The sequence below is a fragment of the Sanguibacter suarezii NBRC 16159 genome, from assembly GCF_001552735.1.
Lineage (GTDB): Bacteria > Actinomycetota > Actinomycetes > Actinomycetales > Cellulomonadaceae > Sanguibacter > Sanguibacter suarezii.
The window spans coordinates 434,294-457,708 of the sequence record NZ_BCRT01000021.1 but is presented as its reverse complement, the minus strand read 5'-3'; the positions used below and the strand labels follow the sequence as shown (position 1 = coordinate 457,708).

Annotated in this window: 21 protein-coding genes; 20 read left to right on the top strand and 1 reads right to left on the bottom strand. The window is 71.8% G+C overall.

The window, feature by feature from the left end; translation table 11 throughout:
- Positions 1 to 331 precede the first annotated feature (331 nt).
- Entirely contained in the window at positions 332 to 1,816 is a 1,485-nt protein-coding gene (locus SS2_RS18170; RefSeq protein WP_066465665.1) for a C40 family peptidase, read from the top strand.
- A 177-nt stretch (positions 1,817 to 1,993) separates the two neighbouring features.
- Here SS2_RS18170 and SS2_RS15470 read toward each other — a convergent pair whose 3' ends face one another.
- Positions 1,994 to 2,491: an inorganic diphosphatase gene (locus SS2_RS15470; protein WP_066465663.1), complete on the bottom strand. Its 498-nt coding sequence runs from the start codon at positions 2,489 to 2,491 to the stop codon at positions 1,994 to 1,996.
- A 217-nt stretch (positions 2,492 to 2,708) separates the two neighbouring features.
- Between SS2_RS15470 and dacB the strand changes: the two genes are divergently transcribed.
- The 19 genes from dacB (at position 2,709) to SS2_RS15375 (ending at position 23,345) form a co-directional block, all read left to right on the top strand.
- On the top strand, positions 2,709 to 4,118 hold the full coding sequence (gene dacB / locus SS2_RS15465) for a D-alanyl-D-alanine carboxypeptidase/D-alanyl-D-alanine endopeptidase (RefSeq protein WP_066465660.1): 1,410 nt from the start codon (positions 2,709 to 2,711) through the stop codon (positions 4,116 to 4,118).
- Complete coding sequence (locus SS2_RS15460) at positions 4,115 to 5,182, top strand: zinc-dependent metalloprotease (RefSeq protein WP_066465658.1); 1,068 nt, start codon at positions 4,115 to 4,117, stop codon at positions 5,180 to 5,182. The genes dacB and SS2_RS15460 overlap by 4 nt, the downstream gene beginning before the upstream one ends.
- A 9-nt stretch (positions 5,183 to 5,191) precedes the next feature.
- Positions 5,192 to 6,322, top strand: coding sequence for a tRNA lysidine(34) synthetase TilS (tilS, locus tag SS2_RS15455; RefSeq protein ID WP_066465656.1), 1,131 nt, complete (start codon positions 5,192 to 5,194; stop codon positions 6,320 to 6,322).
- Between the two features lie 25 nt (positions 6,323 to 6,347).
- Positions 6,348 to 6,902: a hypoxanthine phosphoribosyltransferase gene (gene hpt, locus SS2_RS15450; protein ID WP_066465654.1), complete on the top strand. Its 555-nt coding sequence runs from the start codon at positions 6,348 to 6,350 to the stop codon at positions 6,900 to 6,902.
- 191 nt (positions 6,903 to 7,093) lie between these two features.
- Positions 7,094 to 9,169, top strand: a complete 2,076-nt coding sequence (ftsH, locus tag SS2_RS15445) for an ATP-dependent zinc metalloprotease FtsH (RefSeq protein WP_066465652.1) — start codon at positions 7,094 to 7,096, stop codon at positions 9,167 to 9,169.
- Between the two features lie 7 nt (positions 9,170 to 9,176).
- Positions 9,177 to 9,779: a GTP cyclohydrolase I FolE gene (gene folE, locus SS2_RS15440; RefSeq protein ID WP_066465651.1), complete on the top strand. Its 603-nt coding sequence runs from the start codon at positions 9,177 to 9,179 to the stop codon at positions 9,777 to 9,779.
- 14 nt (positions 9,780 to 9,793) lie between these two features.
- Complete coding sequence (gene folP / locus SS2_RS15435) at positions 9,794 to 10,678, top strand: dihydropteroate synthase (protein WP_066465650.1); 885 nt, start codon at positions 9,794 to 9,796, stop codon at positions 10,676 to 10,678.
- A complete protein-coding gene (folK, locus tag SS2_RS18050) occupies positions 10,678 to 13,191 on the top strand; it encodes a 2-amino-4-hydroxy-6-hydroxymethyldihydropteridine diphosphokinase (protein WP_245643632.1) in 2,514 nt (837 codons plus the stop codon). The genes folP and folK overlap by 1 nt, the downstream gene beginning before the upstream one ends.
- The gene (locus SS2_RS15425) at positions 13,191 to 13,673 is read left to right on the top strand and encodes a DUF3180 domain-containing protein (RefSeq protein WP_066465645.1); all 483 of its coding nucleotides are present in this window, start codon (positions 13,191 to 13,193) and stop codon (positions 13,671 to 13,673) included. Before folK ends, SS2_RS15425 begins: the two co-directional genes overlap by 1 nt.
- Before the next feature lie 71 nt (positions 13,674 to 13,744).
- The gene (locus tag SS2_RS15420) at positions 13,745 to 14,284 is read left to right on the top strand and encodes a PH domain-containing protein (protein ID WP_066465644.1); all 540 of its coding nucleotides are present in this window, start codon (positions 13,745 to 13,747) and stop codon (positions 14,282 to 14,284) included.
- On the top strand, positions 14,281 to 15,822 hold the full coding sequence (locus SS2_RS15415) for a PH domain-containing protein (protein ID WP_083942303.1): 1,542 nt from the start codon (positions 14,281 to 14,283) through the stop codon (positions 15,820 to 15,822). The genes SS2_RS15420 and SS2_RS15415 overlap by 4 nt, the downstream gene beginning before the upstream one ends.
- Positions 15,819 to 16,769, top strand: a complete 951-nt coding sequence (locus tag SS2_RS15410) for a Rossmann-like and DUF2520 domain-containing protein (protein WP_066465642.1) — start codon at positions 15,819 to 15,821, stop codon at positions 16,767 to 16,769. The genes SS2_RS15415 and SS2_RS15410 overlap by 4 nt, the downstream gene beginning before the upstream one ends.
- The gene (gene panC / locus SS2_RS15405; protein ID WP_066465641.1) at positions 16,769 to 17,737 is read left to right on the top strand and encodes a pantoate--beta-alanine ligase; all 969 of its coding nucleotides are present in this window, start codon (positions 16,769 to 16,771) and stop codon (positions 17,735 to 17,737) included. The genes SS2_RS15410 and panC overlap by 1 nt, the downstream gene beginning before the upstream one ends.
- Positions 17,734 to 18,219: an aspartate 1-decarboxylase gene (panD, locus tag SS2_RS15400; RefSeq protein WP_066465637.1), complete on the top strand. Its 486-nt coding sequence runs from the start codon at positions 17,734 to 17,736 to the stop codon at positions 18,217 to 18,219. The genes panC and panD overlap by 4 nt, the downstream gene beginning before the upstream one ends.
- The gene (locus tag SS2_RS15395; protein WP_083942302.1) at positions 18,216 to 20,039 is read left to right on the top strand and encodes an L-aspartate oxidase; all 1,824 of its coding nucleotides are present in this window, start codon (positions 18,216 to 18,218) and stop codon (positions 20,037 to 20,039) included. Before panD ends, SS2_RS15395 begins: the two co-directional genes overlap by 4 nt.
- A 56-nt stretch (positions 20,040 to 20,095) precedes the next feature.
- Positions 20,096 to 21,001, top strand: coding sequence for a carboxylating nicotinate-nucleotide diphosphorylase (gene nadC / locus SS2_RS15390; protein ID WP_066465886.1), 906 nt, complete (start codon positions 20,096 to 20,098; stop codon positions 20,999 to 21,001).
- Positions 21,002 to 21,050: 49 nt separating this feature from the next.
- Entirely contained in the window at positions 21,051 to 22,583 is a 1,533-nt protein-coding gene (lysS, locus tag SS2_RS15385) for a lysine--tRNA ligase (RefSeq protein ID WP_083942301.1), read from the top strand.
- Between the two features lie 145 nt (positions 22,584 to 22,728).
- The gene (locus SS2_RS15380) at positions 22,729 to 22,926 is read left to right on the top strand and encodes a hypothetical protein (RefSeq protein ID WP_066465632.1); all 198 of its coding nucleotides are present in this window, start codon (positions 22,729 to 22,731) and stop codon (positions 22,924 to 22,926) included.
- Positions 22,927 to 23,015: 89 nt separating this feature from the next.
- Complete coding sequence (locus SS2_RS15375; RefSeq protein WP_066465631.1) at positions 23,016 to 23,345, top strand: histone-like nucleoid-structuring protein Lsr2; 330 nt, start codon at positions 23,016 to 23,018, stop codon at positions 23,343 to 23,345.
- The last annotated feature ends 70 nt before the right edge of the window (positions 23,346 to 23,415 follow it).

Here is a 23,415-nt window from a genome sequence, read left to right as displayed (position 1 = left end):
TGCGGTGGTGGCCGAGGGGGCTGGTCAGCTGCACATTCGCTTCGTCATGGTGAGAGCGTAGGCACGCTTGACGCCCCGCGACAGCCCTGGAGCCGGAAAATCTCACTGCGTGGATGGTCGAAGGGCAGTTCTGTTCCAATATGCGGGATTCTCGGCCTGGAGGGCCCCGAGGTGGCCGCGTCGACCTCTTCCCTGTGACAACTGGTGCGGGTGAGACTGCTGTGAGAGGTGTGGCAGGAGTTCACACCGGGCCCACACCTGGGTAGTCTCGGGGAAGACTCATCGCGGCTGGTCAGGACCGGCTGCGTCCAGCAGCGAGAGGACCACCCCGATGGCGTTGCCCCTGCGAGCGTCCCGCGACGCTGGCCGCCCCAGGGTGCTGGTGATCCTGACGATCACCGCTCTGCTCGCCGCGGGCACCGCGCTCCCTGCCTCAGCCGAGCCCACGCCCCCCTCCCAGGACGACGTCGACGCCGCACGGCAGTCCGTGATCGACGCCGCCGCCTCCGTCGCCGCGATGGACGTGGAGATGGCCTCGCTCACTGCGAACCAGGAGGCGGCCTTCACCGCCGCCGCCGCGGCCGGGGAGGCGTACAACCAGGCAGTCGTCGACTTCGACGCCGCGACCGTGGCCGCCGCCGACGCCCAGGCCCGCAGCGACACCGCGAAGCTGCGCGCCGAAGAGTCTCGCAAGCTGCTCGTGGGCCTCGCGCGGGACACCTCCCGCAACGGTGGCGGCCTCGAGCAGCTGGGCATGTACCTCTCCGCCGACGGCGTGAGCGATGCGGTCAGCACCGCCAACGCGATGGCGCTCGTCGGCTCCAAGGCGGACAAGGCGGCCCAGCAGTTCCAGGCCGACGCCGTCGTCTCCTCCACCCTGGAGGGTGTCGCCGCCGCCGCGGTGGCGGACCGCCAGGCGAAGAAGGAGGCCGCCGACGAGGCGCTCGCCCAGACGCAGGAGGCCCAGGCCGCGGCCGAGCAGGCCGTAGCGACCGCGAACGTCAACCGGGACGCGCTGCTGGTGCGCCTCGCCACGGCGCGCAGCACGAGCATCGCCGTCGAGCAGGCCCGGCAGGCCGAGCTGCAGGCCGAGCGCGACGCCGAGGTTGAGCGGCTCGCTCGCGAGCGTGCGCTGGCTGCCGCGCAGGCCCAGGCCCAGGCCCAGGCGCCGGCGGTCAGTGGTCCCGCCGCCCCGGCCCAGCCGGCCCGCCCGGGGACGACCACCCCGACGACCTCGCCGACCACGGCACCCGCGCCCGCGCCCACCACGGCACCCGCGCCGGCCCCCACCACTCCGGTGGACACGCCGGCGTCGCAGCCGAGCACACCGCCCGTGGCCCCGCCGGTCGCCCCGCCGGTGGTGACCCCTCCGGTGACGCCACCGGTGGTCACACCCCCTCCGTCGAGCGGGGGCGGGCTGGGCACCGGAAGCTCGCGTGGCACCGCCGCGCAGGGCCAGGCCGCCGTCGAGTGGGCCAAGACGAAGCTGGGCCTGCCCTACATCTGGGGAGCCACCGGCCCGGACGCCTATGACTGCTCCGGGTTCACCAGCCGTGCGTGGAGCGCGGCCGGCCGGGCCATCAACCGGACCTCACGCGACCAGTACACCCAGGTCCTCAAGATCAACCTCAACTCCATGCGCCCCGGCGACCTGGTGTTTTGGGCGACCAACCCCAGCGACGCGTCGACGATCTTCCACGTGGCGATGTACGCCGGCAACGGCCAGATCGTCGAGGCCGCCCAGCCCGGCGTCGCCTCCCGCCTCACCCACATGCGCTGGAACGCCACCCTCATGCCCTACGCCGGCCGCCCCTAACCCCCCCCATCCCACCCCCCCACAACCCGCTGAGTGCTGGGTTGTGCACGCAGATCGAGGGTTTTCGCGTGGACAACCCAGCACTCAGCGAGGTGGGTGGGGGTGGGGTTGTTGTGGATGTGCGAACGGCCGGCACCCTGGGGGTGCCGGCCGTTCGTCGTCGTGCAGGAGCGGTGCTCAGTGGGCGTAGTACCCGGCGTCCTTGGCACGCTGGAAGGAGCGCTCGATCTCGGCCTCGGCCTCGGCCTTGCCGGTCCAGTGCGCGCCCTCGACGGACTTGCCCGGCTCGAGGTCCTTGTAGACCTCGAAGAAGTGCTGGACCTCCAGGCGGTGGAAGTCGGAGACGTCGTCGATGTCCTGGCGCCATGCGGCGCGCTGGTCACCGGTCGGCACGCACAGCACCTTGTCGTCGCCGCCAGCCTCGTCGCGCATGCGGAACATGCCCAGCGCACGGCAGCGGATCAGGCAGCCGGGGAAGGTCGGCTCTTCGAGCAGCACGAGAGCGTCGAGCGGGTCGCCGTCCTCGCCGAGCGTCCCTTCGATGAACCCGTAGTCGTCCGGGTACCGGGTCGAGGTGAACAGCATCCGGTCCAGACGGATCCGCCCGGTCTTGTGGTCAACCTCGTACTTGTTGCGCTGACCCTTGGGGATCTCGATCGTGACGTCGAACTCCACTGTTCTTCCTCCAGTTGCCCCTCGGGCGCGCGGGTTGCGCACTCCGGTGGGTCGTGTATATCGCATGCGTGGTCGGTGTAGCCACTCGCCAGAGTAGACGACATCGTGATGATCTGCGGAAGTTCACGGGTGTGACGCTTGACGTGGCTTAGTGTGGCTCGCGGGCACGTGCAACCGGGCGCGGTCCATATCCTGGAGGCATGAAAGTGAGCGTCTCATGGCCCTGATGGCGCGCGTCGTCGCGGGGACGGTCGCTGCTGCCCTCGTCGTGGCCGGGGGATATGCCTGGGCGGACGCCCATGACATCGTCCCCGGAGTCCTCACGCTGGGCCCCGAGCCCGCCCCGGCAGCCCCCTTCCCCAACGCCCCGGCGGCCATCCCCGGCCCCGAGCCCCAGGACACCCTCAGCGTGCTCGACGCCACAGCGCCGATCCCCACCCCGGCCACCGTGCAGGCCGCCGTCGACGCCCTCGTCGCCGACCCGCGCATGGGCACCTCGACCGGCGTGGTGGTCGCCGACGCGCTCACCGGTCAGGTGCTGGCCTCCGCCTCGCCCGAGATCCCCCGGGTGCCTGCCTCCATCCAGAAGCTGCTCACGGCGGCCGCCGCCCTCGACGCCCTCGGTGACGACCGGGTGCTGACCACGACAGTGACCCAGTCCTCCCCGGGAACCATCACCCTCGTCGGCGGCGGAGACATGATGCTCGCCGCTGGCAGCGGCGACCCCGACGCCGTCAACGGTCACGCCGGCCTGGACGACCTCGCCGCGCAGGTCGCCAAGGAGCTGTCCCTCGCCGGACGCGTCTCGGTCTCCCTCACCCTCGACGACTCCTTGTTCACCGGGTCCGCGACCGGTGGCTGGGCTGAGGACATCCCCGGCCTCGGCTATGCCGCGCCGGTCGCCGCGCTCGGGGTCGACACCGGCCGGATGGCAGCGGGGGAGTACGCCCCGCGCCACGGCGACCCGGCGATGGTGGCCGCCGAAGCCTTCGTCGCAGCCCTCGCCGCGCACGGGGTCAGCGTGGAAGGGGCACCGACCCGCGGCACCACGAGCCCGGACGCCCGCGTCCTGGGCTCGGTCGACTCCGCCCCGATGGGGGAGATCGTCGAGTACTTCCTGCACACCTCTGACAACACGATCACCGAGGTGGTGGGGCGTCTGGTCGCACTGGAGGTGGGCCTGCCCGGCTCCTTCGAGGGAGCGACCACAGCGGTCCTGACCGAGATCTCCTCCCTCGGAGTCGACGTCTCCGGTGCCGTGATGACCGACTGCAGCGGGCTGGCCGACGGCTCACGGCTCACCGCCACCACCATCCTGGAGGTGCTGGACCTGCTCAACGACCCCGCTCACCCGCAGCTGCGGGCAGCCGCGGTCTCGTTGCCGGTCGCCGGCCTGGACGGCACGCTCTCCGACCGGTTCCTCAGCACCCAGGGACGAGGCGTGGTCCGTGCCAAGACCGGGTCCCTCCCGCACGTCACCTCCCTGGCCGGCACCGCGCTGACCGCGGACAACCGCCAGCTCACCTTCGTGGTCATGGCCGACCAGACGCCCGACGGCGGTCAGTGGGGACCGCGGCAGGCGATGGACGACTTCGTCTCCAGCCTCGCGGCGTGCGGTTGCTCATGACCGGGGACAGGCGCGAGCTCGTCGACTGGTCCGACGCCGCCCGGGTCGCCGGGAGGCTCGTCGCCCCCGGACCGACGGCCTCGCGCACCGAGATCGAGGACCTCGTCGCCTCCCTGCGCCGGGCCGCGAGCCGGGCGGTCGAGCCCGTCGTCGCCGCCACCGGGATGCTCCCCGCCGACGGCCGGGACCTCACCGTCTCCCCGCTGTCCACCGTGCACGTCATCGACCGCGCCCGGTGGGCGCAGGCCGGTGCCGCGTCCATGGAGGCGATGACCGCCGGAGCCCTGCGCACGGCGTCGGGCAGGGCGGTGCCGTTGGCGGCCGAGCTCGCCTCGAGCGCGGAGGTCGGCGCGGCGCTGGCCTTCATGTCCACCAAGATCTTGGGTCAGTTCGACCCTTACGGCGGTGCTCCGGGGCAGCTGCTCCTCGTCGCGCCGAACGTGTTGCACGTGGAACGAGAGATGCAGGTGCGCCCGGAGGACTTCCGGCTGTGGGTGTGCCTGCACGAGCAGACCCACGCCCTGCAGTTCGCCGCCGCCCCGTGGCTGGCCGAGCACCTGCGCGAGCGCACCGCCGAGCTGGTCTCCGGGATCAGTGACGTCTCGGCCTCGCCCTGGCAGACGAGCCTGCGGCTGGCTGCCTTCGTGCGCGCCGTCTACGCGGCCGTGCGCGGTCACGAGGGCGCATCCCTGCTGGACGGCCTGCTCACCCCCGCGCAGCGGACGGTCTTCGACGAGGTCACCGCGATCATGAGCGTCCTGGAGGGGCATGCCGACGTGGTGATGGATGCCGTCGGGCCGTCGGTGGTGCCGAGCGTGCGCTCCATCCGGGCGAAGTTCGACAAGCGCCGCGCCACCCCGCAGGGGCGCGACGGCGTGCTGCGCCGGCTGCTCGGCGTGGACGCCAAGATGGACCAGTACCGCACCGGGGCGTCCTTCGTCCGGGCGGTGACTGCCGAGGTCGACATGGCCGGGTTCAACGCTGTGTGGTCTGGTCCGCAGGCGCTGCCCAGCGCGCGGGAGATCGCCGACCCGATCGCCTGGGTCCGCCGCATCCATGGCTGAGGACCGCCGGTGAGCGGTCCGCCGCGGGCGGTCGCGCAGGGACGTCTCGCGGTGCGTGCAGCCCTGGCCGACCTCACCCCGTCTGCCGGTGCCACCGCGTCTGCCGGGGCCACACTGCCTGCCGACGCCACGATGCCTGCCGACGCCACGATGCCTGCCGACGCCACGATGCGCGCCGGTGCCACAACCTCCGTGCCGCTGGTGCTGGTGGCCTGCTCCGGCGGGGCGGACTCGCTCGCGCTCGCGGTGAGCACTGCCTTCGTGGCCGCGCGCCTGGGGCTACGGGCCGGCGCGGTGGTCGTCGACCACGCCATGCAGGCCGGCTCCGCCGCGGTCGCCCAGGTCGCCGCCGAGCAGTGCCGGTCCCTGGGGCTGGACCCGGTCGAGGTCATCACCACCGTGGTGCCTACCGGGCCGGGCCATGGCGGCCCGGAGGGCGCCGCGCGCACGGCGCGCTACCGGGCCCTGGACGAGGCGGCCACGCGGCTGGGTGCCGCCGCCGTCCTGCTCGGGCACACGGCCGACGACCAGGCCGAGACGGTCCTGCTGGGGCTCGCTCGCGGCTCCGGTGCCAGGTCGCTGGCCGGCATGCGCGCCGCGACCGGCCTGCTGCGCCGGCCCTTCCTGGGGCTGCGACGCCTGGACACCGAAGCCATCTGCCACGCGGGCGGACTGACCTACTGGCAGGACCCCACCAACTCCGGCGACGGCCCCGGGGCGCCCCTGCGCTCCCAGGTCCGCTCGCGCATCCTCCCCCTGCTCGACGACGTGCTCGGCCCCGGCGTGGTCGGCGCGCTGACCCGCACCGCGGACCAGCTCGACGAGGACGACGCCGCACTCAGCGCCTTCGCCGCACAGCTGCTGGAACAGGCGCGGGCTGGCAGTGCGGAAGGCACTGACGGCACGCACAGGCTCGACGTCGCCGTGCTGGCCGCCTCGCCGAGGGCGGTGCGCACCCGGGCGCTGCGCCGGGCGGCGCTCGAGGCGGGGTGCCCCGCCGGCGCGCTCGCCCGCTCGCACGTCCTCGAGCTGGACCGTCTCGTGACGGACTGGCGCGGCCAGGGACCCATCCAGCTGCCGGGGGCGGTCGTGGGACGCCGGGACTGTGGCAGGCTAGTCCTTGAACCCCTTCACCACTGATTCACTGAACCAAGGAGCGCTCCCCGTGGGATCTGCCCAGACCGGCGACATCGACCACGTCCTGCTGAGCGAGGAGCAGATCGCTGCCAAGCTCGACGAGCTGGCGGAGCGTATCGACGCCGACTACGCCGGCAAGGACCTGCTCCTCGTCGGCGTCCTCAAGGGCGCCGTGATGGTTATGGCTGACCTCTCCCGCCGCATCAAGCACCAGGGCGTCGAGATGGACTGGATGGCGGTGTCCTCCTACGGCTCGGGGACCAAGTCCTCCGGCGTGGTGCGCATCCTCAAGGACCTCGACGCCGACCTCACCGGGCGCAACGTGCTCATCGTCGAGGACATCATCGACTCCGGCCTGACGCTGTCCTGGCTGATCTCCAACCTGCGCAGCCGTGGGCCGGCGTCGGTCGAGGTCGCGGCGATGCTGCGCAAGCCGACGGCCGCCAAGGTCGAGGTCGACGTCCGCTACGTGGGATTCGACATCCCCAACGAGTTCGTCGTCGGGTACGGCCTCGACTACGCCGAGAAGTTCCGCACGCTGCCGTTCGTCGGCACGCTGGCACCGCACGTCTACTCGAGCTGAAGGATTCCCAACCAGTCGCTGAGCGACTGTTGAACATGCACTGAACCTCCCGAGAACCGCCCCGCGACGGGCACGCCGTCCTGCCCTGGGCGAACAGGGAGCTCCCTGACAGTCAAATGTCAGGTGAGACGTGTATTTTCGACGGCGTACCAGTGCGCGAGCGGAAGGATGCGGGGCGTGCCCCGTCGACGATGAACATGAAGCGTCTTTTGAGCGGGCCATTCCTGTGGATCGTCCTGGGCCTGGTGATCCTTGGATTTGCCCTCACCACGCTGCTCGGGCCGAAGGTCTCCAAGATCGACACGTCGGCCGGCCTCGAGCTGCTCGAGGGCGGGACGGTCGAGCAAGCACTCATCGTCGACGGTGACCAGCGCGTCCAGCTGACTCTCTCCGAGCCGTACACGGTCGGCGAGGAAGACCTGGGCACGAGCGTCGAGTTCTACTACGTCGAGCCGCAGGGCGAGCAGATCGTCGACGCCATCACGGCGGCCAACCCGCCTGAGGGCTACAACTCCGAGGTGGCCCGCGCGAGCTTCCTCGGCTCGATGCTCTCGGTGATCATCCCGTTCCTCATCATCGGCGTCATCTTCTACTTCATCCTCACCCGCATGCAGGGTGGTGGCTCGCGGGTCATGGGCTTCGGCAAGTCCAAGGCCAAGCTCGCCACGAAGGACACCCCGCAGGTGACCTTCGCCGACGTCGCCGGCGCGGACGAGGCCGTCGAGGAGCTCCGCGAGATCCAGGAGTTCCTCTCCGAGCCCGCCAAGTTCCTGGCCGTCGGCGCGAAGATCCCCAAGGGTGTGCTGCTCTACGGCCCGCCCGGAACCGGTAAGACCCTGCTCGCCCGCGCTGTCGCCGGTGAGGCCGGCGTGCCGTTCTACTCCATCTCCGGGTCCGACTTCGTCGAGATGTTCGTCGGTGTGGGTGCCTCCCGCGTACGCGACCTGTTCTCCCAGGCCAAGGAGAGCGCCCCGGCGATCATCTTCGTCGACGAGATCGACGCCGTGGGACGTCACCGCGGCGCCGGCATGGGCGGCGGGCACGACGAGCGCGAGCAGACCCTCAACCAGCTCCTGGTCGAGATGGACGGCTTCGACGTCAAGGCGAACGTCATCCTCATCGCGGCGACCAACCGCCCGGACATCCTCGACCCGGCACTGCTGCGACCGGGACGCTTCGACCGCCAGATCGCCGTCGAGGCTCCTGACCTGCAGGGACGGACCGACATCCTCCGCGTGCACGCCAAGGGCAAGCCGATCGTGGAGGGCGTGGACCTCAAGGCCGTCGCCCGCCGCACCCCGGGCTTCTCCGGCGCGGACCTGGCCAACGTCCTCAACGAGGCCGCGCTGCTGACCGCGCGCTCTGGCGCCCAGCTCATCGACGACCGCGCCCTGGACGAGGCGATCGACCGCGTCATCGCCGGTCCGCAGAAGCGCACCCGGATCATGAACATCAAGGAGCAGAAGATCACCGCGTACCACGAGGGTGGTCACGCCCTCGTGGCGGCTGCCATGCGGTACACCGATCCCGTCACCAAGGTGACGATCCTGCCCCGCGGCCGTGCCCTCGGTTACACGATGGTCATGCCCACCGAGGACAAGTACTCCACCACCCGCAATGAGCTGCTCGACCAGCTCGCCTACGCCATGGGTGGGCGCGTGGCGGAGGAGATCGTCTTCCACGACCCCACCACCGGTGCCTCCAACGACATCGAGAAGGCCTCCGCCACGGCCCGCAAGATGGTCACCGAGTACGGCATGAGCGAGCGCGTGGGCGCCATCAAGCTGGGTCAGGGCTCGGCGGAGCCCTTCATGGGCCGGGACATGGGCCACCAGCGCGACTACTCCGAGTCCGTCGCCGGGACCGTCGACCACGAGGTCCGCAAGCTCATCGAGTCCGCGCACGACGAGGCGTGGGAGGTGCTCGTGAAGTACCGCGACGTCCTCGACCACCTCGTGCTCGAGCTGCTCGAGAAGGAGACGCTCAACCAGGCCGAGCTCGCCGAGATCTTCGCTCCCGTCGTCAAGCGTCCTCCGCGCGACGTGTGGCTCTCCAGCGAGCAGCGTGCTGTCTCCGACCGCCCGCCGGTGCTCACCGCGGCCGAGCGCGCCGCGCACGGCGACGGCCCGGTCATCCCCGAGGACGAGGCCGCGGCTGCCCGCGAGGAGCACCCGGCCGAGGAGCTCGGCGAGATCCCCGACGGCGGTTCCGTCGGCCCGGTGAACCTGGCCAAGCCTGAGACCGAGCTGCCCGGCGCGGGCGAGTGACGCGGCCGTGACCGAACCGATCGACACCGACATCCCTGCCCCCGAGATCGACCTCGCCCGAGCAGAGGCTGCTGTCCGCGAGCTGCTCTTCGCGGTCGGGGAAGACCCCGACCGCGAAGGCCTGGTGGACACGCCGGGACGGGTGGCCCGCGCCTACGCCGAGACCTTCGCCGGGCTGCACCAGAGCCCCGGTGACGTGCTCAACGCCGTCTTCGACATCGGTGGGCACGAGGAGATGATCCTCGTCAAGGACATCGAGGTGTACTCCACCTGCGAGCACCACCTGGTGCCCTTCCACGGTGTGGCGCACGTCGGCTACATCCCCGGTGCGGACGGACGGGTCACCGGCCTGAGCAAGCTCGCCCGCCTCGTCGAGGTCTTCGCGCGGCGGCCGCAGGTGCAGGAGCGCCTCACCGCCCAGGTCGCCGACGCCCTCGTGGAGTTCCTCGCTCCCAGCGGCGTGATCGTGGTGATGGAGTGCGAGCACCTGTGCATGTCCATGCGCGGGGTGCGCAAGGCTGGCGCTCGCACGGTGACCTCCGCCGTGCGCGGCCAGATGCGCGACGGCGCCACCCGCGCCGAGGCCATGAGCCTCATCATCGGCCGCTGACCCGGCCGTTCGTCATGACTCAGACACTGCCGCTCCCGGAGCGCCTGATCACAGCCGGTCGCACCCTCGTCATGGGCGTCGTCAACGTCACCCCGGACTCCTTCTCCGACGGGGGCGAGTGGTTCGAGCCGTCGGCGGCGATCGCCCACGGCAGGCAGCTCCTCGACCAGGGCGCCGACATCCTCGACGTCGGAGGCGAGTCGACCCGCCCCGGCTCGGCGCGCGTCAGCGTCGAGGACGAGCTCGACCGGGTCCTGCCGGTCATCACGGCGCTGTCCGCCGATGGCGCCGTCGTGTCCGTGGACACCACGCGAGCCGTGGTCGCCGAGCAGGCGGTCGCTGCCGGTGCCCTCATCATCAACGACGTCTCCGGCGGGCTCGCCGACCCCGCCATGGCCGACGTCGTCGCGCGGACCGGCGTCACCTACGTCGTCATGCACTGGCGCGGTCACGCCGACGTCATGGACGACCTCGAGCAGTACGACGACGTCGTCCTGGACGTGCGGGCCGAGCTGGCCCAGCGGGTGGCGGCCCTGGAGGCCGCCGGGGTCCGGCGGTCACAGCTCGTCCTGGACCCGGGGCTCGGCTTCTCGAAGTCCGGCGCGGCGAACTGGCCGTTGCTCGCCCGGCTCGACGAGCTCGTCGCTCTCGGGCTGCCGGTGCTCGTGGGGGCGTCGCGCAAGCGGTTCCTGGGCCATCTGCTCGCTGGTGAGGACGGTGTTCCGGTCCCACCGCTGGCCCGTGACGGTGCGACCGCCGCAGTGAGTACGCTGGCTGCCATGTCGGGCGCGTGGTGCGTCCGGGTTCACGACGTCCGAGGAACGAGCGACGCCGTCCGGGTAGCCCAGGCTTGGGTGGACGCCGGCGGCACGCACCGACCTCACATCACGGCTGACTGATGACGACCACAGGACAGGAAGAGCTCATGAGCACGCTGGCGCAGCGATCGGTTCTTGGACGCAGCGGTGAGGCCCTCGACCAGATTCACATCTCGGGGATCGCCGCCCGCGGCTTCCACGGTGTGCTCACGAGCGAGCGTGAGGCCGGTCAGGACTTCAGCGCCGACGTGACGCTCTACCTGGACACCCGTCCCGCCGCCCGCGGCGACGACCTCACCGAGACCGTCAACTACGCCCTGGTCGCCCAGGACATCGCTGACATCCTCAGCGGTGCGCCGGTGAACCTCATCGAGACGGTCGCCGAGCAGATCGCGGCGGCCGTGCTGGCGCGTCCCGCGGTCGTCGCGGTGGACGTCGCGGTGCACAAGCCGCAGGCGCCGATCCCGGTGCCCTTCGCTGACGTGGTCGTGGCGATCCACCGTGACCGGAGCACCGTCGCCGTCGCCTCTCCGGTCGAGGGTGCTGTCGCCGACCTGACCGGGCTCGAGGCCGACGCGGCCGAGCGCGAGTCCCAGGCGGCGCAGGAGGAGCTGGCACCGCAGGATGAGCAGCAGGCCGAGCCTGAGGTGAGCGAGGCCGCAGAGCCGGCCGAGGTCATCGAGGTCATCGAGCCTGTCGCCGCGTCAGAGCAGGCTCAGGCCCCAGAGTCGATCGAGCCCGTCGAGACGCCGCAGGTGCGGCGGGAGCCGTTGCCGACCGCCGTGATGCCCGTGGTCATCTCTCGCCCGGCAGAGCCTGAGGACGACAGCATCGGGTCCTTCGCACCGCGGCTGGACGCGCCCCTGGACGGGCCGCTGACCGACCCGCTGGACGCTCCGCCGATGGTTCCGTTGGTCACGCACTCGGATGTGCTGGCAGCGCCGTTGGACGCGCCGGCCCCGGTCGTCCCGATGTCCGCGGCGGCATTCGCCAGCGACCCCGTGCCGACCCGCGAGGCCGCAGCCACCAGCGAGCCTGCACCCGCCGGCGACTCTGCCCCGTGGTCCGCCGACACCACGCACACCATGCCGCCGGTGCCCTTCCCTTCCGCGGGCGAGACCCATGAGACCGAGACCGTGGAGGACGAGACCTCCGCGCCGTCGGTCGCGGAGCCGGTCGACGCCGACTCAGCCGACTCAGCCGACTCCGCACCCGCCACGCCGCCGCTGGGCATCGGCCTCACAGCCGTGCTGCCCCCGCTGGACGACGAGATGCTCGCCGAGCAGGCGCGGCGCTCGGAGCAGGCCCGCCGCCCCGAGGTCTTCGGCATAGCGACCTTGAGCACAGGCTGGGAGCCGCCGCTGTCGACGGACTCCGCGCAGACGCCGAGCGTGACGGCGCCGGAGGACTTCCTCACCGCCGAGGTCATCCGGCTCGAGGACGTCCACCAGGACGAGCCCGACGACGACGCCCACATCGACCCGGCCGACCCGGCCGACGACGTTGACGCTGACGCAGTCGAGACCGCGACGGAATCAGCCGCGCCGGTCGACGCTACTGACGACCTCGTCGACGACCCCGAAGAGCCCGAGGCCTTCACCACCGAGTCGCCCGAGACCGCCGACGAGCCGCACGCGCCCGACACGCTCACCGAGATGCCCGTCGTCTCCGTCGAGGCCTTCGAGCCCGTGCCGGCGCCCGAGGACGCCGACATCGAGTCCTTCGAGGCGCCTGTCGCTGACGAGGACCACGTCGTCGACGATTTCGCCGCCGACGAGCCGCACGCGCCCGAGGACGCCGACATCGAGTCCTTCGAGGCGCCTGTCGCTGACGAGGACCACGTCGTCGACGAGGACGTCGCCATCGAGCAGGACGCGGAGGACATGAACGCCACGGCCGTCCTGCCGCGGGTCACCGACCGGATGGACACGGTCGCGACCGAGCCGGTCGAGGTGGTCATCGCCCTGGGTGCCAACCTCGGCGACGCCCAGGACACGCTGCGACGCGCAGTCGCTGATCTCGCTTCCATCTCCGCGCTGACCATCACCGACGTCGGCCCGTTGGCCCGCACGGCACCGGTCGGCGGGCCGGACCAGCCCGACTTCCTCAACACCATCGTGCTCGCCACGACCACCTTGTCCCCGCGGGAGCTGCTGCACGCCTGCCAGAGCATCGAGGCCGAGCACGGCCGGCAGCGGCTCGAGCACTGGGGTCCGCGCACCCTGGACATCGACCTCATCGCCTACGGAGCGCTCGTGTACTCCGCCGACGACCTCGACATCCCGCACCCGCGCGCCAACGAGCGGGCCTTCGTCCTCGCCCCGTGGGCGCACCTGTCCCCGGACGCGGTGCTCCCGGGTCTGGGCGGCGGGCCGGTCGGTGCGCTGGCCGCGACGGCTCCCGACCGCGCGGGCATCCGCTGGCTCGCGCTCGACTGGCTTGCTGAGCCGGAGCACGCGAGCCAGCCCCCGGCGTCGGCGCTGCCCGCGCGTGGTGCTCAGGCCGGCGGCCGCCGGGCCGACGAGCCGCGCGTGGAGTCCTACGACGAGTCGGACGACGAGTCCGCCGCGGTCCCGCCGGCTCCGCCGCTCTGATGAAGCGCACCAGGATCTCCGTGCTCGCCCTCGCGGCGGTCGGCACGCTGTCCGTCTCCTTCGGGCTGCTCGTGCTGCTCGAACGCCAGGGCACGCACCTCAGCCCGGTGCCCTGGCTCATCAGCCCGGTCCTGGTGGTGCTCGCCGCGGTCGTGCTGTGGCTGGCGCTGGCCGTCCGCGCCTACCAGCGCGGCCGCCGGCCGTCCCTCGACCCGCTGCGCGCCGCACGCACGGTCGCGCTGGCCAAGGCGGCCGCGCTCACCGGTGCGCTGCTCGTGGGGTGGTACGGCAGCCAGCTGCTGCTCACCCTCGGGCGGTTGCAGATCGAGTCCCAGCAGAGCCGTGCGCTGTCGGCCGGCGTGGCGACGCTCTGCGCGATCGTGCTCAGCGTGGCCGGGGTGGTCGCCGAGCGCTTCTGCCAGCTGCCTCCACCGAGCGACGCCACCCCCGCAGAGCTCGGCGACGAACCCAGCCCGCGCTGACCCGGACCGCTCCACGGACGCACCCCGCGTCCAGATTCGGGAGTGTCGCCTCTGGGTGGAATGATGAAGCCATGACCGACGAATCTGCGAGCGACCTGCACGTCCCCGTGTCTGCGCCAGCTGCGGGACCCTTCGACCCGGAGGGCATCGTCTGGCAGCGCGTCTCACCGCGCCTGGTCACCGCCCGCCTGATCATGCTCGCGGTCTTCCTCGGCATCCCGCTCCTCGCGCTCGTCGTCCTGGCCATCGCCCTTCCCGGCGCCGGACCGTGGCTGTGGATCTCCGCCGCGGTGGTCGCTGTGCTCGTGGCCTGGTCGGCGATCGTCATCTCGCGTCAGGTCCGCGCGATCGGCTTCGCCGAGCGAGACGAGGACCTGCTCATCCGCAAGGGCGTGATGTTCCGCAGCCTCGTCGTCGTGCCCTACGGGCGGATGCAGTTCGTCGACGTGAGCGCCGGGCCCCTCGCTCGCAAGCTCGGCATCTCCTCGCTCCAGCTCCACACCGCCTCGCCGGGCACCGACGCGACCATCGACGGGCTCGTCCCGAGCGAGGCGGCTCGGCTGCGTGACCGCCTCGCCTCGCGTGGCGAGGCCAGGCTGGCCGGGCTGTGAGCCACCTGCCCCCGCAGGGCGCCTCGCCGGCGCAGCCCGAGCCCGCCGAGGTCGAGTCAGGCGAGGTCGAGTCAGTCGACGCCCCGCCCGCTGATCTCGTCTGGCGACGCCTGCACCCGGTGACCCCGCTCGTGCGCGGCTGGGCGGTCATCGCCGTCCTGCTCGTCATCTTCGGCCGGCAGTCCATCGAGAACGGCCCGGAGAACGGGATCCCGGTCGACGGCAGCAACTGGTGGATCTTCGCCTCCGGCTTCGTCGTGGTGGCGCTCATCGGCGGTGTGTACTCCTGGCTGTCCTGGCGCGTGACGCGCTACGCCTACGACGCCGACGCCGTCTACGTGCACTCCGGCATCCTCTTCCGGCAGCAGCGCAAGGTCCGCCTGGACCGGCTGCAGGCCATCGACATCGTCAAGCCGCTGCTGGCCCGCTTCTTCGGCCTCGCCGAGCTCAAGCTGAGCGTCGCCGGCGGCGGCGACTCCGGCGCCCGCCTGGGATTCCTGCGCGACGCCGACGCGAACCAGCTGCGCAACCTGCTGCTCGCGCGCGCGGCCGGGCTGGAGGAGACCGCTGAGGGCGAGGTCATCCCCGAGGCGCCCGAGAGCCCCGTGCTGCAGGTTCCCCCGGGCCGGCTCATCGTGTCGCTGCTGCTGTCCGGGGCCACGATCGCGCTGTTCCTCATCATCGCGGGGTCGATCGGTGCGGTCATCGCCGCACGCAGCGCGGGCCCGCTGGCCACGATCCTGCCCGCCCTCATCGGTGTGGGAGCCTACGTCGCCTCGCGTTTCACCAGCGAGTTCAACTTCACCGGGGCTATCTCCCCGGACGGCATCCGGCTGCGCCACGGGCTGCTCGAGACCCGGTCACAGACCATCCCGCCGGGCCGCGTCCAGGCGATCCGGTTGTCCCAGGGCCTGCTGTGGCGCAAGGCCGACTGGTGGCGCGTGGAGGTCAACGTCGCCGGCTACGCCGATGCCTCGGACGGCAACGCCTCCGGCACGGTGCTGCTGCCGGTCGGCTCGCGCGACGAGGCGCTGAGCGCTCTGTGGCTCGTGCTGCCCGACCTCGGCGTGGCGGACCCGCGTGCGGTCCTGGAGACGGCGCTGTCCGGGTCCGGGCGCGACGGCGGCTTCATCACGAGCCCGCGCTCGGCGGTCTGGGTGGACCCGCTGGCCTGGCGCCGCAACGGCTACCGGGTGACCGATCGCGGCCTGCTCATCCGGCGCGGCCGGCTCACCCGGCGTCTGGAGGTCGTCCCGCACGAGCGCACCCAGTCCCTCGGGCTGGCTCAAGGGCCCCTGCAGCGCCGTCTGGGCCTGACGAGCTTCGTGCTGCACTCCACCCCCGGCCCGGTCTCCCCGATGGTCCCGCACCTGGCCGACGCCGACGCAGCCGACCTGCTGCGCACCCAGGCGAGCCGGGCCCGCGCGGCCCGCACCCTCGCCGGGCCGGAGCGGTGGATGCAGGCGACCGGCCAGCACCCGTCGCCCGAGCTGTCGTCGCCCCCACCCCCGCCGCTGCCTCCGAAGGACCTCTCGTGACTGACCCGCAGGACGCCGCAGCCGCACCCCGCAAGCCGGGCCGCCTGGGGGTCGGCATCGTCGGCGCCGGCCGGGTGGGTGCGGTCCTGGGCAGCGCTCTGCGCGCTGCCGGTCACGCCGTCGTCGGTGCTAGCGGCATCTCCGCGGAGTCCCTCGAACGCATCGACACGCTGCTCCCCGGGATCCCGGTCCTCGAGGTCCGCCGGGTCGTCGAGCTCAGCGAGCTCGCCCTCCTCGCCGTGCCCGACGACGCCCTGCCCGGCCTGGTCGCCGGCCTCGCCGAGGTCGGAGCCTGGCAGCCCGGTCAGCTCGTGGTGCACACCTCCGGCCGGTACGGCACGGAGGTCCTCGCCCCCGCACGGGCGGCCGGGGCCATCCCGCTCGCCATCCACCCGGCGATGACCTTCACCGGAACCTCCCTGGACCTGTCCCGGCTGGAAGGCACGACCTTCGCGGTCACCGCCCCCGGGCCGGTGCAGCCCATCGGCCAGGCGCTCGTCGTCGAGCTCGGCGGGGAGCCGGTCATCATCGACGAGCGCGACCGCGGGCTCTACCACGCGGGTCTCGCCCACGGGGCGAACCACCTCGTCGTCCTGGTGGCGCAGGCCGCGCAGGCGCTGCAGGTCGCCGGGATCGAGGACCCGGGCCGGGCGCTGGCCCCGCTGCTGCACGCCGCCCTGGATGGTGCGCTGCGCGCGGCGGACGGCGCCTCCGACCCGATCCGCACCCTCACCGGGCCGGTGGTGCGCGGTGACGCGGGAACGGTCGTGGAGCACCTGTCAGCGCTGACCGACCTCGCCGCCCACCACGAGGCCAGCGACACCGTGGACAGCTACCGCGCGCTCAGCCGCGCGGCGACCGTCCGGGCGCTCAGCGCCGGACGGATCAAGGACGCGCAGGCGCAGGCACTGCTCGACGTGCTCAACGCCCGCCAGAAGGAGAACTGATGGTCATCGACCAGACCGGGTCCGTCTCGGACCCCACCCCCCGCCCCGTGGTCGTCACCACCCGGGCCGACCTCGCCCAGGCCTTGGCCTGCGCCCCCGACCCCGCCCACGTCGGTGGGGGAGAGGGCCCGGGGAGCGGCAGAGCGGCTCGATCGGTCGTCATGACCATGGGCGCTCTGCACGCCGGGCACCTGGAGCTGGTGCGCGCGGCACGTCGCCTGGCCGACCAGGTCGTGGTGACGATCTTCGTCAACCCCTTGCAGTTCGGTCCGGGCGAGGACTACGAGCGTTACCCGCGCACCCTCGACGCCGACGTCGCGCTGCTGGCCACGGCCGGTGCGGACGTCGTCTTCGCCCCCTCGGACGAGGAGATGTACCCCGGCGGCGACCCGATCGTCACGGTCAGTGCCGGGCGGATCGGCACGGTGCTGGAGGGTGAGTTCCGCCCCGGGCACTTCGACGGGGTGCTCACCGTCGTGCTCAAGCTGCTCCACCTCACCGCCCCTGACGTGGCCGTCTTCGGTGAGAAGGACGCCCAGCAGCTCCTGGCCATCTCCCGCATGGTCGCCGACCTCAACGTCCCCGTCGCCATCCACGGCGTCCCGATCGTGCGCGACGACGACGGGCTCGCCCTGTCCTCGCGCAACGCCTACCTCTCGGCCTCCGACCGCGCCCACGCCCTCGCTCTCTCGGGCGCGCTGCGCGCCGGGCGCGAGGCTGCGGCGTCGGGCGCGGACGCTGCGGGGGTGCGCGCGGTCGCGGAGGGAATGCTCGCTGCGACCCCCGGCGTTGTACTGGATTATCTGGCGCTCGTGGACCCGACTACCGTTGAGGGCGTCCCCCAGACCTACGTCGGTCCGGCTCTGCTGCTCGTGGCAGCCAGGGTGGGGGCCACACGACTGATCGACAACATGGCGGTCGAGCTGCACCCAGCTCCCCAGCCCGCCACTCCAGGAGGCATCCAGTGACGTCCTTGCAACGTCCCATGATGATCGGCAAGATCCACCGCGCGACCGTGACGCAGGCCGACCTGCACTACGTCGGCTCGATCACCATCGACGAGACCTTGCTCGAAGCCGCTGACCTGTACCCGGGCCAGCAGGTCGACATCGTCGACGTCACCAACGGGTCCCGGCTGACGACCTACGTCATCCCCGGCGAGCCCGGCTCCGGGCAGGTGTGCATCAACGGTGCCGCCGCGCACCTGGTGCACCCCGGTGACACTGTCATCGTCATCGCCTACGGCATGATGGCCGACGCCGAGGCGCGCCACTACCTGCCGCACGTCGTCTTCGTCGACGGCGACAACGCGATCGTCGAGGTCTCCGGCGAGCCCGGGCTCGTCCCCGACGGCTACGACCTGGAGCCCTCCGGCCTGCCCATCGCACCCTTCCAGGCATCTGCCGCCACACAGGCTGCCGCCCCACAGGCCCTCGGCGCCGAGGCGTGAGCGCCGCGGGCGCGGCTGAGCCCACCACCCTCGTCACGACCCTCGCTGCGCCCGAGCCGGGGTGGACCACCGAGGCCGACGTCATCGTCGTCGGGTCGGGGATCGCGGGGCTCACTGCCGCGCTCGAGCTGCGCTCGCGCGTGCCGCGGGTGCTGCTGGTCACCAAGGGCGAGCTGTCCTCGGGATCGACGGTGTGGGCCCAGGGTGGGATCGCTGCCGCGCTCGCCCCGAGCGACTCCCCGGCCGCCCACCTGGCCGACACCCTCGTCGCCGGCGCGGGGGTCTGCGACCCTGACGCCGTCGAGGTGCTCGTCACCGAAGGACCGGCGCGGGTGCGCCAGCTCGTCGGGCTCGGCGCGCACTTCGACACCGACGGCGGCGGTGAGATGTCGCTGACCCGGGAGGGCGGCCACCACGCCGACCGCATCGCCCACGCGGGCGGGGACGCGACCGGGGCGGAGATCTCCCGTGCGCTCGTGGCCCAGCTCGAGGCCGTGCGCAACGACCCCGGCATCGAGATCATCGAGCACGCCCTCGTCATCGACCTGCTCACCAGCGACGGACCGGTGACCCCGCTCGCCGCCGACGGCGACCGCCGCGCGGTCTGCGGCGTCACCCTGCACGTGCGCGGGGCCGGCAGCCGTGACGGCGTGGGCGCGGCCCGCGGCCGGGCGGTCGTGCTGGCCACCGGCGGCATCGGGCAGATCTACGTCTCCTCGACCAACCCGCCGCAGGCCACCGGGGACGGCATGGCTGCTGCGCTGCGTGCCGGCGCACCCCTGGGTGACCTCGAGTTCGTCCAGTTCCACCCGACGGTGCTGTGGTTGGGCAGCAGCGCCCGGGGGCAGCTGACGCTCATCTCCGAGGCTGTCCGCGGCGAGGGCGCCTACCTCATCGACTCCGACGGGCACCGGTTCATGCCGGCCGTGCACGAGATGGCCGAGCTCGCCCCGCGCGACGTCGTCGCGCACGCGATCGTGCGGCAGATGGCCATCACAGGCTCGGACCACGTCTTCCTCGACGCCCGCCACCTGGGCGCGGACTTCCTGCGCACGAGGTTCCCCACGATCACCGAGCGGCTGCTCGCCCAGGGCTTCGACATCACCGAGGAGCCGGTCCCGGTCGCACCGGCCCAGCACTACCACTCCGGCGGGGTCATCACGAACCTCGACGGGCGCACCGGGGTGCGCGGGCTGTACGCGATCGGTGAGGTCGCCTGCACAGGCGTGCACGGGGCCAACCGGCTCGCCTCCAACTCCCTGCTCGAGGGGCTGGTCTTCGCCCACCGCGCGGCCGCGGACATCGCCGCTCGGATGGCAGCGGGGGAGCTGCCGCTCAAGGAGCCCGTCCCCCGTCCCGGCCCGACCGGCCTGGTCATGGCCGCGACACGGTCGCGGATCCAGCGGGTGACCACCGAGGGGTCGGGGGTGCTGCGCTCGGCGGAGAGCCTGGCCGGCGCCGCGCGCCGCCTGGCCGCGGTGCGCACCGACGCCAACCTGCCCGAGGCGATCGCCGGTGACCTCAGTGCCCAGCCGCAGACCGCCGAGTGGGAGACGAGCAACATCCACCAGGTGGCCTCGGCGCTGACAGCTGCGGCGGCCGAACGGGCCGAGAGCCGCGGTGGGCACTTCCGCACCGACTTCCCGGTGGCCGACCCAGCCTGGGAGCGTCGGGTGGTCGTCCAGCTCGCCGACGACGGCACGCTGACCGTCACCGACCGCCTCCCCGCGTCCCCCGTCGCAGAGACGGTCGCCGAGCCGGTGGCCGAGCCGGTCGCCGACCCCGTCGGTACCGGTCAGGGCGGTAGGTTGGGCGTGTGACTTCCGCGCCCGTGCCCTCCACCACGTCCACCGACCACCTCGCAGCCGCCTCGTCGGTGCCCGCCGCCGCCGGCAGCGCAGCGGGTCTGGACCCGGCGTGGGTGACCGACGTCGTGCGCCGCACCCTCGACGAGGACCTGGGCGGCTACCCCGGGCGCGACGTGACGAGCCAGGCGACCATCGCCGCGTCGTCGGGCGCGGTGGCCCACCTCATGGCGCGCGCGGACGGCGTGGTCGCCGGGCTGGACGTCGTGCGCGAGACCGTCTACCAGGTCAGCGCCCGGCTGGGACTGGACCCCGTCACCGTCGTCCTCGACGTGCCCGACGGCGCCCGAGTGACCGCCGGCCAGCGGCTGGCCGTCCTCACCGGCCCGGTCCAGGCGATCCTCGTCGCCGAACGGTCCCTGCTCAACCTCGCCAGCCGAGCCTCCGGGGTGGCCACCGCGACCCGGGCGTGGGCCGACCGCCTCGCCGGCTCCGGCGCGATGGTCCTGGACACCCGCAAGACGACCCCGGGCCTGCGCATGCTGGAGAAGTACGCCGTCCGTGCCGGCGGCGGCACCAACAAGCGCATGGGCCTGTACGACGTCGCGATGGTCAAGGACAACCACGTCGTCGCCGCCGGCTCGGTCGCGGCCGCGATCGAAGCCGTCCGGACCGCCTTCCCCGACGTGCTCATCCAGGTGGAGGCGGACACCCAGGCGCAGGCCCTCGAGGCGATCGGCGCCGGTGCGCGCTTCCTCCTGCTGGACAACATGACCACGGCGGACCTGACGGCCACGGTCGCCGCCGTGCGCGGCCTCGAGGCCGAGGTGGGTCCGGTCGAGCTCGAGGCGACCGGGAACCTCACCCTCGACCGCGCCGCCGAGGTGGCCGCCACCGGGGTCGACTACATGTCCGTCGGTGCGCTCACCCACTCCGCCCCCATCCTCGACCTGGCCCTCGACCTCGTCTCGCGCTGACCGGCCGGCGCCCGTCCCGAAGGGGTGCCCGCACGTCTAAGATTGGCGAGTGACTTCCGAGCAGACCGCATCCCCCGCGCCCACCACCCCCGCAACCGGTGACGAAGACCTCCCCGAACAGCTCAGGGTGCGCCGAGAGAAGCGCGACCGGCTGCTCCAGCGCGGCGAGGAGGCCTACCCGGTCGCCGTTCCTCGCACCCACACCATCGCCGAGGTCCGTGCGCAGTACGCCCACCTCGCCCAGGGTGAGGAGACCGACGACCTCGTCGGCGTCGCCGGTCGTGTCGTCTTCCTGCGCAACTCCGGCAAGCTGTGCTTCGTCTCCCTCCAGGACGGCGAGGGCAACCGCCTGCAGGTCATGCTCAGCCAGGCGGTGGTGGGGGAGGAGTCCCTCGCCGCCTTCAAGGCTGACGTCGACCTCGGCGACCACCTCTTCGCCCACGGCCGTGTCATCAGCTCCAAGCGCGGCGAGCTGAGCGTCTTCGCCGACTCCTGGCAGATCGCGGCCAAGGCGCTGCGCCCGCTGCCGGTTCTGCACAAGGACCTCTCCGAAGAGGCTCGCGTCCGCCAGCGCTACGTCGACCTCATCGCCCGTCCGGCGGCCCGCGACGCGGCCCGGCTGCGCTCCGGCGTCGTGCGGTCGCTGCGCGACAATTTCCACCGTCGTGGGTACATGGAGATCGAGACGCCGATGCTCCAGACCATTCACGGAGGTGCTGCGGCGCGCCCGTTCACCACGCACATGAATGCCTTTGACATCGACCTGTATCTGCGGATCGCGCCCGAGCTGTTCCTCAAGCGCGCGGTTGTCGGCGGGATCGAGCGGGTCTTCGAGATCAACCGAAACTTCCGTAACGAGGGTGCTGACTCCACGCACTCGCCGGAGTTCGCCATGCTCGAGGCATATGAGGCCTATGGCGACTACAACACGATGGCAGCCCTGACAAAAGACCTCATTCAGACCGCGGCCGAGGATGTTCTCGAGACCACCGTGGTCACCCTTCCGGACGGGTCTGAATATGACCTCGGCGGGGAATGGGCGGAGCTGACGATGTACGGCTCCTTGTCCGAGGCGCTCGGTGAGGAAATCACTCCTGAGACCACGGTCGAGGAGCTCCTGCGCTATGCCGAGCGCGCCGAGATCTCGATGGACCCCAAGCGCGTGAGCCACGGAAAGCTCATCGAAGAGCTCTGGGAGCACCACGTCGGCGACGGTCTCTATGCCCCGACCTTTGTGCGCGATTTCCCGGTCGAGACATCACCCTTGACGCGTGATCACCGCTCGATCCGCGGTCAGGTCGAGAAGTGGGACCTCTACGTCCGTGGATTCGAGCTGGCGACCGCCTATTCCGAGCTGGTGGACCCGGTGATCCAGCGTCAGCGCTTCGAGGCGCAGGCACTGCTCGCCGCTGCCGGGGACGACGAGGCCATGGTTCTCGACGAGGACTTCCTCACAGCGATGGAGTACGCCATGCCGCCGAGCGGTGGCATGGGAATGGGCCTGGACCGCCTGCTGATGGCCATGACGGGGCTGGGGATCCGCGAGACCATCCTCTTCCCGCTGGTCAAGCCGCAGCGCTGAGACTGGCCCTCTTCCAACGGCGCAGCGACGGCGCACCTGGGGTGAACCCGGGGGCGCCTCGGACGGACCGACGGCGCACCGCCCACCCGGGCGGTGCGCCGTCGGCGTTGCTGGAACTTTGCCGCGCGGGTCGTAGAGTGGACGTGTGACTACGTTCTGGACTGCTGTTGCCGCGCTCGTCCCCTCGATCGGTGTGGGCGTCATCTTCTACTTCGCAATGCGATTTGTGGTGCGCGCCGACCGGAACGAACGCGCCAATCTTGCCGAGCTGGACCGCCTTGATGCACTGGCGCATGAAGGGCAGCCGCAGGCTCCTCGCGACACCGCCTCGGCACAGCAGTAACACTCTGTTAAACCTGAGCGTTTGACGCCCAATGAATATGGGTGTGATGATTGTGGCCCGAAGACCTATGAAATGGTGAGGTGTCCATAGTGGCTCAGAAGGTTCAGGTCATTCTTGTTGATGACCTCGACGGTGGCAGTGCAGACGAGACCGTGACGTTCTCTCTGGACGGTGTCTCCTACGAGATCGACCTCTCGACGGACAATGCAGCAGCACTGCGCGACTCGCTCGCCTCGTGGGTCGGCCACGCACGCAAGGTCGGCCGCTCGGCCGCCCGCCCCGCGCGTCGTTCCACGCGTTCTGGCAGCAGCTCGGACGCCAACGCTATCCGCGAGTGGGCCCGTGCGAACGGTATCGCCGTGAGCGAGCGCGGACGTATCTCCGCTGAGACCAAGGCAGCATATGAGGCGGCTCACTGAGCCTGCTCAACACCTGCTCTGCAGAACACATGGGTGATGAGTCTTCGGGCTCATCACCCATTTGTGTGTC